Raw genomic sequence first — 18,273 nt, 5'->3', positions numbered from 1 at the left:
GGCGCGTGCGGAACAGCTCGGAGCCCGCGCAGAAGGTGCTGGTCTCCCCACGGAGCATGCCAGTCCCGAGCGGTCCCAATCCCGCGCACCGTCCTGTCCCCGCAGGACTGGCCGCGCAGGGACCGGCTGCCCGGCGCCCGCGGAACAGCCTGGAGCCCGCGGAACAACCCGGAACCCGCGCGGTGGGTGCCGGAGCCTTGCAGGGATGGGACCAGTCTCCGCGCGGAATCGGCAGGAGTCCGCGTAGCAGGAGCTGGAGCCCGCGGGGCAAGGGGGGCGAGTCTCCGCGTGAACCGTCCGGAGCCCGTGCAGAGAGGCCGGAACCTGTAGGGAAGAGGCCAGGTCTCCGCGGGGAACAGCCCAGGGCCGGTGTAGAAGCGGCTCGTCTCCGCGTGGTGCCCGGTCTCGCGTGATGCCCGGTCCGGCGTGGTGGCCGGTCCCGCGTGATGCCCGGTCCGGCGTGGTGGCCGGTCCCGCGTGGTGGCCGGTCCGGCGTGGTGGCCGGTCCGGCGTGGTGGCCGGTCCCGCGTGATGCCCGGTCCGGCGTGGTGGCCGGTCCCGCGTGATGCCCGGTCCGGCGTGGTGCCCGGTCCGGCGTGGTGGCCGGTCCCGCGTGAAAACGCTGGCCCGGGGCGGGATGGGACGGTGTGCCCGGGCGGGGGGCGGTGCCTGGTCAGTACCACTCGAGCGGGTCGGGGACCAGATGCGAACCCACGACCGGCGCCACCTCGATGGCGCGCGGCGCGACGACCTCGGGCTCGTCGTCCCGCACTGTGTGGCGTTGCGCGATCCGGTGAAGCGTGACCGGCTCCTGCATGTGCGTGGTGGGAGGCCGGCCGCCGGTGCCGCCACGTCGGGCCGGAAACGGTCGGTGGGGCCGTTCGCGGCCGGTTGCGCTCGCCGTCCGACGCGGGGTTGGTGGGACGGCTTGCTGCGGGCGCGGTTCAGTGGGCGATGAGCTTTGACCCCGCATCGGCAGCGCGGTGGTGTGGGAATCCGCGGAGCCGGATTATCTGCTCGAACCCGAACGAATCGGATATTTGCCGTAAATTTCCCCTCGGGGGTGATCCGCGCGCAGTCGGGCGTGGGGCCCAGACGGGGGGAACCGAGGATGTTTCGGCGGGAAGGGGCACGGTCCACGCGCTGGGCCGCGGTGGCGTTGCTTGCCACGTGCGGGGTGTTGGCCGTACCGCAGACGAGCTTTGCGGCGGAGGCCAAACCGGGCCACGGCGCTGCGGCCGATCAGAAGGCCGCCAAGGACCACGCCAGTAAGAAGCAAGCCGGCAAGAAGCAAGCCGGGAACAAGCAAGCCGGCAAGGAGCAAGCCGGGAACAAGCAGGCCGGCAACAAGCAGGCCAGTAGCAAGCAAGCCGGGACGAAGCAGCAGGACAAGGCGGCCAAGAAGGCCGACAAGCTCGCCAAGCAAACCGTCACCGCGGCCGAGGTCGAGCCGACCCCGAGTGCCAGCGCGTCGCCGACGCCGAGTGCAAGCCCCAGTGCCAGCGCGTCGCCGGGGGTCAGTGTGGCCTCCGCCGATCCGGTGTTCGGGTGTTCCGAGGGCTCCGGCATGACGATCAGCGCGCACTGGGGCGCCGCCGAGACCGACGATCACGATCCGACGACCGTCGTTGTGCAGATCAGCAAGGGGATCACCTGCTCGGCGGTGGACGGGATCGGGTTCACGGTCCAGCTGCCGGGCGGCGGGAAGCTCTGGCACACCGTGAGCAGCGACGACACCACCTGCGAGGCGAACGGGTTCTCGAACGAGCCCGGCGACACGTCGCTCGTCGCGGCCGGGCTCGGGATGAGTGCCGAGATCGAGGACTGCACGGTCACGTTCCCGGTGCTGGCCGAGGCGTCCGGGACCTATCAGCTGACGGCCGCCCAGATCACCGGGGTCACCGGCGGGCCGACCGTGCAGCAGACGCCGCAGACGCTGACCGTCACCACGGCGCCGGCGCGGGTCGGGATGAACATCTCGCCGTCGCACATCATGGTGATGGAGACCAGCACGCTGCACGCCGAGCTGCGCCTGAGCGACACGAACGCCGCCGCGTCGGTGACCGGGCTCGGATTCCGGATGGACCTGCCGCAAGGGGTGACCGTCGGCAGCGCCGCCAATGCGACGAACAACGTCGGCGGCAACAGCAACACCTGCGGGGGCACCATCGCGGGTGCCGTCGGGGCCGACCATTTCACGATCAGCGGGGCGGCGCTCAGCGGGGCGCAGGCGAGCTGTGAGTTCACGGTGCCGATCACGAGCTCCGTCGCGGGGGCGTACGAGTTCGACGACAAGAAGGTCACCGACGAGACCGGCGTCCGGTCGGACCTGTCCGGCGGGTGCGCCGAGCACGGGCGGGCCGAGGGCGAGTGCACCCCGACCCTGTACGTCAAGCTCAAGCAGCAGACCATCGACTTCACGGCGCCGGGGGACGCGTCGGTGTCGAAGGGCACCGTGCCGGTCAGCGCCACGGCCACGTCGGGGCTGGCGGTGGCGTTCACCAGCACCACGCCGCTCGTGTGCACGGTCTCCGGCGGCACGGTCACGCTGGTCAGCCCGGGGTCGTGCACGATCGCCGCGGACCAGGCCGGCAACGGTACGTGGGACGCGGCCGAGCAGGTCACGCACACGTTCACGGTCGCCCCGGCGACGCCGGTGCCCACTGGCATCAGCGCGACCGGGGGCGTCTCGTCGATCACGGCCAACTGGTCGGCGCCGCAGAACACGAGCGGCATCACGGGGTACACGGCGTACGCCAAGCCCGGTCCCGCCACGTGCTCGACCAGCACGGCCACGGCGACGTCGTGCGTGATGGGCGGGACGGCCGGCACGACGTACACGGTGACGGTGGTCAGCAACAACGCGCTCGGGGACTCCCTGGCCGCGGGGCCGTCCAACGAGGTCACCCCGCAGGCGCCGGCGGTTCCGAGCACGCCGCCGGACACCAACCTGACGCTCACCACCGACCAGGGCCTGATCAACACGGCCAAGCCGGGGCAGGACATCGTGGTCATCGGGACGGGCTTCATGCCCTACTCGACGGCGACCATCGTCGTGTACTCCCAGCCGCTCGAACTCGGCACGGTCGTCACCGACGCGCAGGGCAACTTCTCCAAGCCCGTCCGGGTGCCGCCGGACCTGGTGGTCGGGGCGCACTCGCTGGTCGCCGCCGGCATCGGGCCGAACGGTCAGCCGCACAGCCTGAAGATGGCGATCACCGTGCAGGCGCAGAGCGCCAGTAGCGGCAGCGGGAACCTCGCGGTGACCGGTGCCCCGATCGCGGCGATGCTCCAGCTGGGCCTGGCGACAGTGCTCGGCGGCGGATCGCTGCTGTTCGCGACCCGCCGCGACCAAAGCATGACCCGCCGCAGGAAGAACGCTTAAGGAATCACGCAGCGACGGCGGCAACCGACGGGGTTGCCGCCGTCGACGCGTTCCGGGTCCGGAACAGCAGCAGCGACAAGGCCGCCGCCGAGATGGACAGGCCGCCCGCGATGTACCAGGCCAGGTCGTAGTTGCCCAGCCGGTCCCGCAGCAGCCCGGTGGCGGTCGCCGCGATCGCCGCCCCGAACTGGTGCGACGCGAAGACCCAGCCGAACACGACGGGACCGCTGGCGCCGAAGTACTCGCGGCAGAGGGCGACCGTCGGCGGTACCGTCGCGACCCAGTCGAGGCCGTAGAACAGGATGAACACCAGCATGCTCGGCCGCACCGTCGCCGCGAACAGCATCGGCAGGACGAGCAGGGACAGGCCGCGCAGCGCGTAGTACCAGCCGAGCAGGACCCGGCTGTCCATGCGGTCGGTCAGCCAGCCCGAGGCGATGGTCCCCGCGATGTCGAACAGGCCGATGAGCGCGAGCAGCGAGGCGGCCGTCGGCTCGGTCATGCCGTGGTCGTGCGCGGCCGGGATGAAGTGGGTGCCGATCAGGCCGTTCGTGGTCGCCCCGCAGATCGCGAAGCCGCCCGCCAGCAGCCAGAACGCGGGCTTGCGGGACGCCGTGCGCAGCGCGCCGAGGGCCCGCCGGGCCGCGCCGCCGGTCGCGACGGGAGCCTCCACGAACTCGCCGCCGTACGGTGCCACGCCCAGCTCCGACGGGTGGTCCCGCAGCCGCCACATGACCAGCGGCACCACGGCGAGGGCGGCCCCGGCCACGGTGAGCGCGGCCGCGCGCCAGCCGTGCGCGTCGGTGAGCAGCGCGAGCAGCGGCAGGAAGACGAGCTGGCCGGCCGCCCCACCCGCGGTCAGCACGCCGGTGATGAGCCCGCGGCGGTGCACGAACCAGCGGCCGGTGATGGTGGCCACGAACGCCAGCGCCATCGACCCGGTGCCGAGCCCGACGAGCACGCCCCACAGCGCGATGAGCTCCCAGCTGTGCTTCATGAAGACCGTCAGGCCGCTGCCGGCCGAGACGAGCAGCAGCGCGTACGCGACCACCCGGCGGATGCCGAAGCGCTCCATCAGCGCGGCCGCGAACGGGGCGGTCAGGCCGAACAGCAGCAGGTTGATCGACACGGCGAGGGAGATGGTCCCCAGCGACCAGCCGAACTCGTCGTGCAGCGGGTGGATGAGCACGCCCGGCGTCGCGCGGAAGCCCGCCGCGCCGACGAGGGCGACGAACGCGACGGCGGCGACGAGCCAGGCCGGGTGCAGTCTCTTCACAAAACCATTCCAGCGGATTCGGTACGGGCGGACGAGTGGCCCGGCAGCCATCATGCGCAAGAATTGAGCCATGAAGCATCTGGTGGCCATCCTCGTCCTGGACGGACTCGTTCCGTTCGACCTCGGCACCCCGACGCAGATCTTCGGCACAGCAAGGGACGAGACCGGGGAACGGAAGTACAAAACGCTCGTATGCAGTCCGAACGGAAGCCCGGTCGAAACGGCATCGGGCTTCAAGGTCCTGCCGGATCACGGGCTGGAGCTGCTCGACCGCGCCGACACCGTCGTCGTGTCGGGCATCCACGCCGGCGACCCCGTCGAGCGAGGGACGCTGGACCCAATGGTCACGAAGGCGCTCCGGAGCGCCCACGACAAGGGCAAGAGAATCATGTCCATCTGTACGGGTGCGTTCGTGCTCGCCGCCGCCGGGCTGCTCGACGAGCGGCCCGCGACCACGCACTGGTGGTGGGCGGAGAAGTTCCGGGAGTTCTTCCCACAGGTCAAGCTCGACGCCGACGTGCTGTTCGTGGACGACGGCGACGTGCTCACCAGCGCGGGTGTCGGCGCCGGGATCGACCTGTGCCTGCACGTGGTGCGCACCGACTTCGGCAGCGAGGTCGCCAACCGCGCGGCCCGCCGCAGCGTGGTGCCGCCGTGGCGGGACGGCGGGCAGGCCCAGTACATCGAGCGGCCGCTGCCCCGCCCGGCCGACGCCACCCTGGCCGCCACCCGTTCGTGGGCGGCCGAACGGCTGGATGCGCCGTTGTCCCTGCAGGACCTGGCCGTGCACGCGAACATGAGTGTGCGCACGTTCACCCGCCGGTTCCGCGAGGAGACCGGGGTGAGCCCGGCGCGCTGGCTGCTGCAGCGGCGCGTCGACCACGCCCGCGCCCTGCTGGAGAGCACCGAGCTGCCGGTCGAGGTGGTCGCCCGCCGATCCGGCCTGGGCACGGCCGCCGGGCTGCGCCAGCACCTGCAGAACACGATCGGGGTCGCCCCGAGCGCGTACCGCCGCACGTTCCGGGTTGTGCCGGAGGGCAGCGGCGGGTAGGCAGATATGAGCGATCGCCGTCGATCTCTCTGGGAGGTACCCGTGCGAAGGCTCATTCCCCTCGTCCTGCTGCCGGTCCTGCTGTTACCGGCCGTCCCCGCGGCCGCGAGCAAGCCGGCGACGAATGGTCCAACGGCCACGGGCTACGGCGGGGCGGTGGCGTCCGTCGATCCCACCGCCACCGCGGCCGGCCTCAGGGTGCTGCGCGACGGCGGGAACGCGGTCGACGCCGCGCTCGCGGTCGCGGCCACCCTGGGCGTGACCGAGCCGTTCTCCTCCGGCATCGGCGGCGGCGGATTCTTCGTGTACTACGACGCCCGCACCGGCCGCGTCTCGACCCTCGACGGCCGGGAGACCGCGCCGCGCTCGATGGGCGAGACCGCCTTCGTCGACCCGGCCACCGGCCTGCCCATGGCGTTCCAGGAGGCGCGGGTCAGCGGGCTGTCGGCCGGCGTACCCGGATCCCTGGCCACCTGGCAGGAGGCGGCCCGCCGCTGGGGCAGCCGCCCGCTCGCGTCCGCGCTGCGCCCCGCGGCCCAGGTCGCCCGGGACGGCTTCCTCGTCGACGCCACCTTCAACCAGCAGGTCAAGGACAACGCCGCCGCGTTCGCGCAGTTCGAGCCGACGGCCAAGCTGTTCCTGCCCGGCGGCGTCGCACCCGCGGTCGGCACCAAGCTGCGCAACCCGGATCTCGCCGCGACCTACGACCTCGTCGCGCGGCGCGGCACCGGCGTGTTCTACAGCGGCGAGGTCGGCCGGGACATCGTCTCCACCGTCCAGCACCCGCCGCTGGCCGCGAACCCGGGCCAGGCCTGGCAATACCCGATCCGCCCGGGCGGCATGACGCTCGACGACCTGCGGGCCTACGACGTGCGCAACCCGGCGCCGACGAAGATCTCCTACCGCGGCTACGACGTCTACGGCATGGCCACCCCGTCGTCCGGCGGCTCGACGACCGGCGAGGCGCTGAACATCCTCGAACGCTCCAACCTGTCCAAGCTCGACAAGACCCAGGCCCTGCACCGGTACCTCGAAGCCAGCGCCCTGGCCTTCGCCGACCGCAACCGCTACGTGGGCGACTACACCTCCCGCTCGCTGCTCGACGCCCTGCTGACCGACGGTTTCGCGGGCGAGCGGGCCTGCCAGATCGACCCGGCCAGGGCGGCGGCCAAGCCCGTCCTGCCCGGCACGCCCGACGGGCGCTATGACCGTTGCGCCACCGGTACCGGCGGGGCGAGCCCCGACAAGGGCCAGTCGACGACCAACCTCACGGTCGCCGACAAGTGGGGCAACGTCGTGGAGTACACCCTGACCATCGAGCAGATCGGCGGCAACGGGATCGTCGTGCCGGGCCGCGGCTTCCTGCTCAACAACGAGCTGACCGACTTCAACTTCACCAACACGCAGGGCACCGCCGCGGACCCGAACCTGCCCGGCCCCGGCAAGCGGCCGCGCAGCTCGATGGCCCCGACGATCGTGCTGCAGCACGGCAAGCCGTTCCTCGCGCTCGGCTCGCCCGGCGGCTCGACGATCATCACCACCGTCCTGCAGATCCTGGTCAACCGCCTCGACCTCGGCATGAGCCTGCCGCAGGCGGTCGCCGCCCCGCGCGCCTCGCAGCGCAACACCGCGAGCGTCACCGCGGAGCCGGCGTTCATCGACTCGGCCGAGGGCAGAGCGCTGGGCGCGCTCGGCCACACGTACACGCCGATGGCCGAGATCGGTGCGGCCACGGCGATCGAGTTCCTGGGCCACGGCAAACTGCTGGCCTGCGCCGAACCGGTCCGAAGGGGCACCGGCTCGGCCGGCACGGTCCGCTAGCCGATCAACGGGTGGCCGCCCTCGCGCCGAGGGCGGTCACCCGCGCAGGAAGAACGCCAGCAGCCCGATGGCCAGCACGCCGAGCAGGCAGAGGCTCACCGAGGCGGCGATGGTGATGAGGACCCAGATGAGCGCAGCGGATTTGCGCTTGGGTTCGAGCTCGATGGGCTCCGGGTCGTCCAGGGCGACGGCCACATCCGCGGGGTCGCCGAGCAGGTCGAGGATGGAGCGCACCTCGACCTCGGTCTCCTGCGGCCCCAGCTCGGCCCGCTTGGCCGAGATGTGCGTGGAGAGATCGGCGAGCAGCTCGGCTCGCCGGTTCGCGGGAACGCCGTCCAGGGCCTGCTCGACGGCGCGCAGATAGTCGTTGACCAGGAAATCGTAGGGGCTCGCGCGATTTCCCTCGGGCAAATCCGTCAACTGGTCTCCAGTAAGAAGTTTTCTGCGCGTGCAAAAATGCAAGCATGACCCGCTGGCTCGACGACGAAGAGCAGGCCGCCTGGCGCGCCTTCTACAGCGCGACCACGCTGCTGATCGACCGGCTCGACCGCGAGTTGCAGCACGAGGCCGGCATGCCGCACGCCTACTACGAGATTCTCGTCGTGCTCTCCGAGGCCGAGGGCCGCTCGCTGCGCATGAGCGAGCTGGCGGTCAAGACCCGCTCGTCGCGCAGCCGCCTCTCGCACGCCGTCACGAAACTCGAGTCGCGCGGCTGGGTCAAGCGCCGCGACTGCGACGACGACAAGCGCGGCCAGTTCGCCGACCTCACCGACGAGGGCTTCGCGGCCCTGGTTTCGGCCGCTCCGGGCCATGTCGAAACGGTTCGCACGCATTTGTTCGATCCGCTCACCCCGCAGCAGATCGAGCAGCTGAGGCTGATCAGCGAAGCGATCACGACAACGCTCAAAGGCTAGCTGTCAAGGCTTGTAAGGATCTCCATCGATCGATACGGTGCCCACCTCGCCAGAGAGGTAGGGCCCCGCCATGCCGTCCGCCAAGCACCTGACGTTAGGCATCCTGACCACCCTCGCCGTGCTCGCCGCGATGCCGGGCGACAATCCGCGCACACCGGACGTACCGCAGCAGCCAACGAGTTATTCGGCCGAGGGCGTCCCGGAGTGGTCGAGTGAGCCCTCGATCGCCAGCCTGCTGGACAACAAGGACCGCGACAAGGGCAAGGCGAAGCGGGCCGAGCAGTTCTACTTCGTGCTGGCCGACCGCTTCGCCGACGGCGACCCGGCCAACAACACCGGCGGGCTGTCCGGGGACCGGCTCAGCACCGGCTACGACCCCACCGACAAGGGCTTCTACCACGGCGGCGACCTCAGGGGCGTCATCGACAAGCTCGACTACATCCAGGGCTTGGGCACCACCGCGATCTGGCTCGCGCCGGTGTTCAAGAACCGGCCGGTGCAGGGCAGCGGGGCCGACGTCTCGGCCGGCTACCACGGCTACTGGATCACCGACTTCACCGCGATCGACCCGCACTTCGGCACCAAGGACGACCTCAAGGCGCTCACGAAGAAGGCGCACGACCGCGGCATCAAGATCTACCTCGACGTCATCACGAACCACACCGCGGACGTCATCCGGTACGCGCAGAACCAGTACACGTACCGGGACAAGACCGACTACCCGTACAAGGACGCGAACGGCAACAAGTTCGACGACCGCAACTACGCCGACGGCACGCACGGGTTCCCGCCGGTCAACGCCCAGTCGTTCCCCTACACGCCGGTGTTCCCGAGCGCGGCGGACCAGAGCGTCAAGCAGCCGGCGTGGCTCAACGACCCGCTGATATACCACAACCGGGGCGACTCGACGTTCAGCGGGGAGAACTCGGAGTACGGCGACTTCTTCGGCCTCGACGACCTGTGGACCGAGCGGCCCGAGGTCGTCAAGGGCATGACGAAGATCTACGCCGACTGGGTCAAGGACTCGGGCATCGACGGCTACCGCATCGACACCGCCAAGCACGTCGACATGCAGTTCTGGCCGCAGTTCGTCAAGGGCGTGGACGCCGCCGCCGAGCAGGCGCGCAAGAACGACTTCTTCATGTTCGGCGAGGTGTACGACGCGAACCCGGCGTTCGACTCGCAGTACGTGCGCAAGGGCCGGCTGCCGGGCACCCTGGACTTCCCGTTCCAGCAGGCCGCGGCCGACTTCGCGGCCAAGGGCGGCTCGGGCCAGGAGCTGGCCGACATGTACGCCCAGGACGACATGTACATCTCGCCCGGGACGAACGCGAACGGCCTGCCGACCTTCCTGGGCAACCACGACATGGGCCGCATCGGCTACTTCGTGGCCACCGGCGGCACCGACCCGGCCACCCACCTGCGCCGCGACGAGCTCGGGCACGAGCTGATGTTCCTGACCCGCGGCCAGCCGGTCGTCTACTCCGGCGACGAGCAGGGCTTCACCGGCGCCGGCGGGGACAAGGACGCGCGCCAGGACATGTTCGCCACCAGGACGGCGGACTACCTGGACGACGACCTCCTGGGCACCGACAGTACCCACGCGGTGTCGCACTACGACACGAGCCATCCGATCTACCGGACCATCGCGAGCCTGGCCGACCTGCGCGAGCACAACCCGGGCCTGCGCCAGGGCGTGCAGGTGACGCGGTACGCCGACCAGAACGTCTTCGCCTTCTCCCGCATCGACCCCGACCAGCGGGTCGAGTACGTGGTGGCCAGCAACAACGGCACCGGCACGAAGACGATCACGGTGCCGACGTACATGGCGACGACCACGTTCGACCAGCTGTACCCGAGCACGGGCGCGATCGCCGCGACGGCGGGCAACGGCCAGCTGCAGCTGAGCATCCCGGCCCTGACCACGGTGGTGTTCAAGGCCCGCGGCCAGATCAAGAAGGCCACCGCCAAGCCGCAGCTCACCCTCGCGGTCGACCCAGCGCCGGCGGGCGTGGCCCAGGTCCGGGCCGAGGTGACCGGGGACCCGCTGTCGAGCGTCACGTTCGCGGCCCGGGTCGGCGACGGCGCCTGGCAGCTGCTCGGCACCGACCAGGCCGGCCCGTACTCCGCCTATCACGACCTCGACGGGCTCGCGGCGGGCACGAAGCTCGAGTACAAGGCGGTGGTCCGGGACGGCTCTGGACGTACCACGGAAGCCAAGATCTCCACGAAGGTCGGCACGGCGCCGAGTGCGGCCGCCCCCGACTACGCGATCGTGCACTACCAGCGGCCGGCGAACGACTACACCGGCTGGGGCGTCTACGCCTGGGGCGACATCCAGGACCCGATGACCTGGCCGGCGAGCGCGCCATTCGCGGGAGAGGACTCGTACGGGCGCTTCGCATGGGTCAAGCTGAAGCCGGGAGCCACGAACATGGGCTTCCTGGTGATCGACGGCAACGGGGTCAAGGACGTGGAGGCGGATCGATCGCTCGATCCGTCGAAACATCCGGAGATCTGGCTCAAGCAAGGAGATGCGACCATCTACACCTCCCAGGCGGCCGCCACCGGCAGCGTTTCGATCCACTACGGACGACCCGACGGCAACTACGCGGGCTGGGGCCTGCACCTGTGGGGTGATGGCCTTTCCGCCGGTACCGCCACCGACTGGCCCAACCCGCGCCAGCCCGACGGCGTCGACGAGTACGGGGCGTACTGGCACGTGCCGGTGGCCGACCCGAGCAAGCCGGTGAACTTCATCGTGCACAACGGCGACACCAAGGACCCCGGCCCGGACCAGTCGGTGCTGCCCAGCGCCCAGGGCGAGGCGTGGGTGCGGTCCATGGAGGCGACCGTGCACCCGACCCGGGCCGCGGCCGAGCACACCGCGGTGCTGCACTACCGGCGCCCGGCCGGCGACTACGACGGCTGGGGCCTGCACGTGTGGACCGGCGCGGCGACCGGCACCGACTGGGGCAGCCCGCTCCAGCCGTCCGGCACCGACGCGTTCGGGGTGACGTTCACCGTGCCGCTGGCCGAGAACGCCCCGCTGCTCAACTACATCGTGCACAAGGGCGACACCAAGGACCTGCCGGCCGACCAGGCGCTGGACCTCGTCACCGTCGGGCACGAGGTGTGGATCCTCGCCGGACAGGAGAAGTACCTGCTGCCGATCCCGGACCAGGGCACGCCCGACACCGACGTGAACAAGGCCAAGGCGGTGTGGATCGACCGGAGCACGGTCGCGTGGAAAGCCGGGCCGACCGACGGGCACAGCTACGAGCTGTGGTCCGCCCCGGCCGGCGGGCTCAAGGTGGTCGACGGGCAGGTCATCGGCAACGGCACCAAGATCCCGATGAGCGCCGTGCCGGGCAACCTGACCGAGGCGCAGCGGGCGAAGTTCCCGCACCTGTGGGCGTACCAGACGTTCCATCTCGACGGCGACCGCGACGCCTTCACCGCGGCCCTCAAGGGGCAGCTCGTGGCCGTCGAGCGGGACGTGTCCGGGCAGGTCACCGAGGCGACCGGGGTGCAGCTGGCCGGGGCGCTGGACGACCTCTACGGGGCGGCCCTGAGCGCGAAGCTCGGTCCGGCGTTCGACGGCGGGAAGCCCGGCGTGAGCGTCTGGGCGCCGACCGCCCAGAGCGTGGCGCTGGAGCTGTACCGCGACCTCACCAAGGCCCCGCAGGTCGTGGCCATGCGCCGCGACGAGCGCACCGGCGTGTGGTCCGCCACCGGCGACAAGAGCTGGAAGAACGTCTACTACAAGTTCCGGGTCACGGCCTACCAGCCCGCGATCCACGCGGTCACCACGGCGAGCGTCACCGACCCGTACTCCGTCTCGCTCTCCGCCAACGGCACGCACAGCCAGCTCACCGACCTCGCCGACCCGGCCCTGCGCCCGTCCGGCTGGGGCGACCTGCGCAAGCCGCCGGCCCCGGCGCGCCCGCAGATCACCGAGCTGTCGGTGCGCGACTTCTCGATCGCCGACGACACCGTGCCGGCCGAGCAGCGCGGCACCTACCTCGCCTTCGCCCAGCCGCAGTCGGCCGGCATGCGGCACCTGCGGCAGCTGGCCCAGGCCGGCACCTCGTACGTGCACCTGCTCCCGGTCTTCGACATCTCGACCATCCCCGAGGTGCGCGCCGACCAGGCCCAGCCGCCGTGCGACCTCGCCGCGCTGCCGCCGGACTCCCCGCAGCAGCAGGCCTGCATCGCGCAGGTCGCCGACCGGGACGGCTACAACTGGGGCTACGACCCGTTCCACTACAACGCGCCCGAGGGCTCGTACGCGACCGATCCGCAGGGCACCCCGCGGATCACCCAGTTCCGCCAGATGGTCGCCGGGCTCAACCAGGCGGGCCTGCGGGTGGTCATGGACGTCGTCTACAACCACACGACCGCCGCCGGGACCGACCAGTACTCGGTGCTCGACCAGATCGTGCCCGGCTACTACCAGCGGCTGCTCGACGACGGCGCCGTGGCCAACTCCACCTGCTGCGCCAACACCGCGCCCGAGAACGCGATGATGGGCAAGCTCGTCGTCGACTCGATCGTGCAGTGGGCCCGGCAGTACAAGGTCGACGGCTTCCGGTTCGACCTGATGGGCCACCACCCGAAGGCGAACATCATGGCCGTGCGGGCCGCCCTGGACCAGCTCACGGTGGCCAAGGACGGCGTGGACGGGAAGAAGATCCTGCTGTACGGCGAGGGCTGGAACTTCGGCGAGGTGGCCGGCGACGCCCGGTTCGTGCAGGCGACCCAGGCCAACATGGCCGGCACCGGCGTGGGGACCTTCAACGACCGGCTGCGCGACGCGGTGCGCGGCGGCGGCCCGTTCGACGGCAACCCGCGGATCCAGGGCTTCGCCACCGGGCTCTTCACCGACCCCAACGGCGACCCGGTCAACGGCTCGGCCGCCGAGCAGAAGACCCGGCTGCTGCATTACCAGGACCTGATCCAGGTCGGGCTGACCGGGAACCTGGCCGCCTACGAGTTCACCGACTCGACCGGGCACCGGGTGACCGGCGCGCAGGTCGACTACAACGGCTCGCCGGCCGGCTACACGCGGGCGCCGAGCGAGGCGGTGACGTACGTCGACGCGCACGACAACGAGATCCTGTACGACACGATGGCCTTCAAGCTGCCGACCACCACGACCGCCGAGCAGCGGGCCCGGCTGCAGGTGCTCGCGCTGGCCACGACGGTCCTCGGGCAGGGCACCGGCTTCGTGACCACCGGCTCCGACCGGCTGCGCTCCAAGTCGCTGGACCGCAACTCGTTCAACTCCGGCGACTGGTTCAACCAGATCCGCTGGGACTGCGCCGACGGCAACGGCTTCGGCGCCGGGCTGCCGCCGGCGGCGGACAACCAGGACAAGTGGCCGTACGCGCAGCCGCTCCTCGCGAATCCCGCCCTGATCCCGGACTGCGCGGCGATCGACCTGGCCGCGGCCCGCTTCCAGGAGCTGCAGCGCATCCGGGCCGGCTCGCCGGTGTTCTCGCTGGGCACCGCGGCCCAGGTCCAGCAGCGGCTGAGCTTCCCGCTGTCGGGCGCGCAGGCCACGCCCGGGGTGATCACCATGGTGCTCGACGCCCGCGGCCTGGACGGCCACTGGCGGTCGCTGGTGGTCGTGTTCAACGCGGGCGCGGTGGCGACCACGCAGACCGTGGCCGCGTACCGCGGGGCGAACGTGTCCCTGCACCCGGTCCAGGCCGCCTCGGCCGATCCGGTGGCCCGGCAGTCCACTTTCGACAGTGCGCACGGATCGTTCACCGTTCCGGCACGCACGGTGGCGGTATTCGTGGAGGAATGAGATTCGCGCGGCGGGGTATCCATCTCGTCATGAGTCGATACCGCAACCGCGTCCTGAAGGCGACGGCCGCCATGTGGCTGCTCGTCCTGCTCGCCGACGCCGGCTGGGTGGCGACCTCGCGTGCCGCCCTGACCGCGGCGACGGTGCTGGCCGTCTGCGTGGTGCTGTCCGCCGCGCTGTTCTACAGGTTCATGCAGAACCTGCGGGAGGACGAGGCCGTCCCGGTCCGGGTCCGGAGTAACGACCGTCGCGGTTGATCGGCTTTAGCTGCGCTTAATCCGCGCAAAAGGCTCAACCGGTCGCCGCGGCTGCCGTTGGGACGGGCGTGAAGTCGCTCGTGGCCGCGTTGCTGATCGGCGGCGCGGCCCTCGGGCCGACGCCGCCGCCCGGCCCGCCCCTGCCCGGCCCGCCGGCCATCCTGGAACCGATGGGACCCTCGCCGACCCTTACCGGTCCGGCCGACCTCGGCACGATTCCGCCGCTCGCGACGCCCGTGGCGCCCACGGGCCGTCCGCTCGGGTCGCCGTCGACCCCGGCCGGCGGGGCGCCCGCAGGCCCCGCCGCGAGTGCCGTGCCGGCCCCCGGGGAGATCTCGCCGACCCCCGCGTCCGTGGAAGCATCATCCGGTCATTCGGCCATGTGGATCTTGTTCGGCGCCGTCGTGGTGGTCGCCGGGGCCGCAACCTGGTTCGTTGCGCGACGCCGACGTCACGCATAGTCAGAACGACTCGGCCGTTCGGCTAAGGACTCTTTAGGGATCCGACCTCTTCCAGTAGCGTGCCTGATCGTGTTCCGTAGTGGATCCAACTTCGACACCTCCGTGTTGGAGCGCTCTCTTCGGCACTCTCCGTAACGGAGCCGCTACTTTTAGGAGGCCAGGCGGTGGCAGGCAGCGGCCCCTCCCGCGCCCCGGTGCCGAGGCACGGCGTGGGCCCCGGCGGACCGACGCGCCGTACGGCTGGCACGGACACCTCGGTGGCCGGTCACCGGCGGGGCGGTGGCCCGCGCGCGGGCCTGTTCCAATCGGTCCGTGCGCAGCTTCTCGCGCCGATCATCGTGGCGATGGTCGGCCTGTTCATCCTGGGCGGCATCCAGGTCACGAACGCGGTGAACTCGGCCCGCGACGCCGGGCACGCCCGCACGCTGACCATCACCGCCACCAGCGCGGTGCTGTTCGTCCATGAGATCGAGCGCGAGCTCGCCGAGACGGCCGCCCTCCGCCAGCGTGGCGGGCAGAGCGGCTCCGCCCTGGTCACCGCCCAGCGGGCGCGCACCGACCAGGCCGCGTCGCGGTTCTTCGCCGACGCCGCCAAGGCCGTGGACGCCGTGCCCGCGCTGAGCACCCGGGTCCGCGTGGCCGGCGAGAACTACGGCCAGCTGGGGTTCACCCGGGCCGCCATCGACAACGGGACGGCCACCATCGTCCTGGTCACCGACGTCGTCTACGGCGGCCTGGCCGACGCACTGCTCGCCGTGGCCGACGCCGTCCCCGGCCAGATCGAGGACATCGAGCTGGCCAACGCCGCCCGCGCCCTGGCCGCCAGCGCCTTCGTCGAGCACTACTCGGCCGTCAAGCGCGACCTGCTGCGCACCATCTTCAGCCGCGGCAACCTGCAGCCCGGCGACCTGGGCAACCTGGCCCTGGTCGAGGGCGCCCGCGGCCAGCGCGAGGCCGAGTTCCGCCGGGTCGCAACAGGCGAAGAGCTGCAGTTGTACACCACTGAGGTGCGCGGCACGGACGTCGACAACGCCGACAGCATGACCGCCAAGGTGCGCGACGCCGAGCGGGACCCGGCCGGCCTCAAGGTCGACGCCGACGCCTGGTTCGTGGCCCAGAGCGGCGTCATCCGCCGGGTCAGCATCGTCAGCGTCGAGATCGCCGACAGCCTCGACGCCCGGGCCGAGCAGATCGCGGTCGGCGCCAGCCGCCGGGCCTGGGCCACCGGGTTCGTCACGGTGCTGCTGGCCCTCGGCGCCCTGGCCATCGCCATCGCCCTGGCCGTGCGCACGGCCCGCCGGCTCAACTCGCTGCGCGGCGCCGCCCTGCAGGTGGCCCGGCGCGACCTGCCCGACGCGATCAACGCGGTCTCGGCCGGCTCGTCGGCCCCGGCCCCCTCGATCATGGAGGGCGGCCAGACGGCGGCCGAGGTCACCCGGGGCATCGCCGCCCTCAACGACGAGGTCGGCCAGGTGGCCGAGGCGTTCAGCACCGTGCACCGCACCGCCCTGCGCCTCGCCGGTGAGCAGGCCGAGCTGCGCGTCGACGTCGGGCGCATGGCCGAGGTGCTGGCCCGGCGCATCCGTACCCTCATCACCCGCCAGCTGCGCCTGCTCGACGAGTTCGAGCGCGACGAGACCGACCCCGACGTGCTGGCCCGGCTCTTCGCCCTCGACCACCTCGCCGCCCGCCTGCGCCGCAACGGGGAGAACCTGCTGGTCCTCTCCGGCGGCGAGCCCGGCCGGCCGCAGACCAAGGCCGTCGGGCTGGGCGCGGTCATCACCGCCGCCGCGTCGGAGATCGAGGACTACGCGCGGGTCGAGTTCCAGCCGGCCGACCTGGCCATCGCCGGCCCGATCGTCGGCGACCTCGTGCACCTGCTGGCCGAGCTGCTGGAGAACGCGACCGCCTTCTCGCCGCCGACCGAGCCGGTGACCGTCGACGCGCGGGCCACGGTCGACGGCGCCATGATCCGCGTGCACGACCAGGGCATCGGCATCCTCCCGGCCCGGCTCGCCGAGATCAACTCCCGGCTGGCCGTGCCGAGCGTGCTGTCCAGTGCCGCCGCCGGCACGATGGGCCTGCACGTGGTCTCCCACCTCGCGGCCCGCCACGGCGTCCGGGTGCAGCTGCAGGCCACCGGCTCCGGGACGATCGCCTACGTGGCGCTGCCGCACCGGCTCCTCGAGCAGGTGTCCGCGCTGCCGTCGGGCCGGGAGGCGCCGACGGTGACGATTCCGGCGGTACAGGCGCCGCCGAGCCGGCCCGTGCAGGTGCCCTCGACCGTCGGCGCCCCGCTCGAGCGCCAGCCCGCACACATCCCGCAGCAGCGGCAGCCCCAGCCGCAGTCCCAGCCGCAGCGCGCGCCCCAGCCCGTCGCCACCCAGGCGGCCGCGCCGGCCGGGGGCGTGGCGCCGTGGTTCCGTCCCTATCTGAGCAGCGGAGATCCCGGTGCCGGCGGGCCAGTCACCCCGCCGCCGGCGCCGCCGCAGGGCAGGCCGGGCGGTCACACCCCGCCGCGCGGCATGCCCCAGGTGGCCGACACCCCACCGGCGGCCGCGCCGGTCCGGTCGCCCCAGTACAGCGCACAGACCACCTGGGGTTCCCCCGGCACATGGCCGCCACGCCAGGGGAGCCCGTCCTCCAGTGCCGGAGGTGGCTCGATGTCGGAGCAGGACCAACATCTTCCTCGTCGTCGTCCCGGTGCCCAGCTGGCGCCGGAAACCACCGCACCACCTGCCGAGAGCCGCAGCGCCGCGGCGGTCGATCCGGAGCAGATCCGGTCCCGGCTGTCCGCGTTCGCTGAGGGGGTCTCGGCGGCCGCACGACGCACCACCAGCACCGCTCCAGGACAACCAGGCAAGGAATTGTGATGTCTCAGCAAACCCACGGCGCCGGACAGCTCGACTGGCTGATGGTCAGCTTCGCGCGACAGGTGCCCGACGTGGCCCACGCCATCACTGTGTCCGGGGACGGGCTGCGCCTGGCCGCCTCGGCCGACCTGCCGATCGATCAGGCCGACCACCTGGCCGCCGTGATCAGCGGCCTGGCCAGCCTGGTGTTCGGCGCCGCCCGGGTCATGCAGGCCGGCCACGTGCGGCAGACCATCGTCGACATGGACGGCGGCGTCATGATCGTGATGTCGGTCGGCGACCGCGCGCTGCTCGGCGTGCTCGCGGCGCCCGGCTGCGACCTCGGCCAGGTCGGCTACGAGACCGCCATGCTGGTCCACCGCGTCGCCGACGCCCTGGACCCGCTGCCGCGCGACGCCTTGTCCCGCTGATTGAGAAGGT

General features: G+C 71.7%; 11 protein-coding genes. 8 read left to right on the top strand and 3 right to left on the bottom strand.

Features of this window, described 5'->3' with window-relative positions; all coding sequences use genetic code 11:
• Window positions 1-673: 673 nt before the first annotated feature.
• Window positions 674-817 carry a hypothetical protein gene (locus ACQPZ4_RS49740; RefSeq protein WP_433053396.1) on the bottom strand — a complete coding sequence of 48 codons (144 nt, stop codon included), beginning with the start codon at window positions 815-817 and terminating at the stop codon, window positions 674-676.
• 336 nt (window positions 818-1,153) lie between these two features.
• Between ACQPZ4_RS49740 and ACQPZ4_RS49735 the strand changes: the two genes are divergently transcribed.
• Complete coding sequence (locus ACQPZ4_RS49735) at window positions 1,154-3,385, top strand: hypothetical protein (protein ID WP_433053393.1); 2,232 nt, start codon at window positions 1,154-1,156, stop codon at window positions 3,383-3,385.
• A 4-nt stretch (window positions 3,386-3,389) separates the two neighbouring features.
• On the opposite strand, the gene ACQPZ4_RS49730 is transcribed toward ACQPZ4_RS49735, so the two are convergent.
• On the bottom strand, window positions 3,390-4,712 hold the full coding sequence (locus tag ACQPZ4_RS49730; RefSeq protein ID WP_433067086.1) for an MFS transporter: 1,323 nt from the start codon (window positions 4,710-4,712) through the stop codon (window positions 3,390-3,392).
• A 19-nt stretch (window positions 4,713-4,731) separates the two neighbouring features.
• Here ACQPZ4_RS49730 and ACQPZ4_RS49725 point away from each other — a divergent pair, with 19 nt between their 5' ends.
• Together ACQPZ4_RS49725 and ggt are read left to right on the top strand one after the other, a co-directional pair.
• On the top strand, window positions 4,732-5,712 hold the full coding sequence (locus ACQPZ4_RS49725) for a GlxA family transcriptional regulator (RefSeq protein ID WP_433053390.1): 981 nt from the start codon (window positions 4,732-4,734) through the stop codon (window positions 5,710-5,712).
• A 6-nt stretch (window positions 5,713-5,718) separates the two neighbouring features.
• Window positions 5,719-7,533 (top strand): gamma-glutamyltransferase, encoded by a 1,815-nt coding sequence (ggt, locus tag ACQPZ4_RS49720; protein WP_433053387.1) that lies wholly within the window; start codon window positions 5,719-5,721, stop codon window positions 7,531-7,533.
• Between the two features lie 36 nt (window positions 7,534-7,569).
• Here ggt and ACQPZ4_RS49715 read toward each other — a convergent pair whose 3' ends face one another.
• The gene (locus ACQPZ4_RS49715) at window positions 7,570-7,953 is read right to left on the bottom strand and encodes an HAAS signaling domain-containing protein (RefSeq protein WP_433053384.1); all 384 of its coding nucleotides are present in this window, start codon (window positions 7,951-7,953) and stop codon (window positions 7,570-7,572) included.
• Between the two features lie 44 nt (window positions 7,954-7,997).
• On the opposite strand from ACQPZ4_RS49715, the gene ACQPZ4_RS49710 reads away from it, so the two are divergent.
• The 5 genes from ACQPZ4_RS49710 (at window position 7,998) to ACQPZ4_RS49690 (ending at window position 18,263) form a co-directional block, all read left to right on the top strand.
• Window positions 7,998-8,447, top strand: coding sequence for a MarR family winged helix-turn-helix transcriptional regulator (locus tag ACQPZ4_RS49710; protein ID WP_433053381.1), 450 nt, complete (start codon window positions 7,998-8,000; stop codon window positions 8,445-8,447).
• A gap of 70 nt (window positions 8,448-8,517) precedes the next feature.
• On the top strand, window positions 8,518-14,262 hold the full coding sequence (gene pulA / locus ACQPZ4_RS49705) for a pullulanase-type alpha-1,6-glucosidase (protein WP_433053378.1): 5,745 nt from the start codon (window positions 8,518-8,520) through the stop codon (window positions 14,260-14,262).
• A gap of 29 nt (window positions 14,263-14,291) precedes the next feature.
• Window positions 14,292-14,519, top strand: a complete 228-nt coding sequence (locus tag ACQPZ4_RS49700) for a hypothetical protein (protein WP_433053375.1) — start codon at window positions 14,292-14,294, stop codon at window positions 14,517-14,519.
• 805 nt (window positions 14,520-15,324) lie between these two features.
• A complete protein-coding gene (locus ACQPZ4_RS49695) occupies window positions 15,325-17,853 on the top strand; it encodes a sensor histidine kinase (RefSeq protein WP_433053373.1) in 2,529 nt (842 codons plus the stop codon).
• Complete coding sequence (locus tag ACQPZ4_RS49690; RefSeq protein ID WP_433053371.1) at window positions 17,853-18,263, top strand: roadblock/LC7 domain-containing protein; 411 nt, start codon at window positions 17,853-17,855, stop codon at window positions 18,261-18,263. The genes ACQPZ4_RS49695 and ACQPZ4_RS49690 overlap by 1 nt, the downstream gene beginning before the upstream one ends.
• The last annotated feature ends 10 nt before the right edge of the window (window positions 18,264-18,273 follow it).

The organism is Dactylosporangium sp. CS-033363 (genome assembly GCF_050942475.1).
Lineage (GTDB): Bacteria > Actinomycetota > Actinomycetes > Mycobacteriales > Micromonosporaceae > Dactylosporangium.
This window is presented reverse-complemented; position numbering and strand designations above follow the sequence as displayed.

Coding starts and splice junctions, on each gene's coding strand:
- ACQPZ4_RS49700 (WP_433053375.1), top strand. CDS start 14,292: ATGAGTCGATACCGCAACCGCGTCCTGAAGGCGACGGCCGCCATGTGG.
- ACQPZ4_RS49740 (WP_433053396.1), bottom strand. CDS start 817: ATGCAGGAGCCGGTCACGCTTCACCGGATCGCGCAACGCCACACAGTG.
- ACQPZ4_RS49730 (WP_433067086.1), bottom strand. CDS start 4,712: ATGGCTGCCGGGCCACTCGTCCGCCCGTACCGAATCCGCTGGAATGGT.
- pulA (WP_433053378.1), top strand. CDS start 8,518: ATGCCGTCCGCCAAGCACCTGACGTTAGGCATCCTGACCACCCTCGCC.
- ACQPZ4_RS49690 (WP_433053371.1), top strand. CDS start 17,853: ATGTCTCAGCAAACCCACGGCGCCGGACAGCTCGACTGGCTGATGGTC.
- ggt (WP_433053387.1), top strand. CDS start 5,719: ATGAGCGATCGCCGTCGATCTCTCTGGGAGGTACCCGTGCGAAGGCTC.
- ACQPZ4_RS49710 (WP_433053381.1), top strand. CDS start 7,998: ATGACCCGCTGGCTCGACGACGAAGAGCAGGCCGCCTGGCGCGCCTTC.
- ACQPZ4_RS49725 (WP_433053390.1), top strand. CDS start 4,732: ATGAAGCATCTGGTGGCCATCCTCGTCCTGGACGGACTCGTTCCGTTC.
- ACQPZ4_RS49695 (WP_433053373.1), top strand. CDS start 15,325: ATGGTCGGCCTGTTCATCCTGGGCGGCATCCAGGTCACGAACGCGGTG.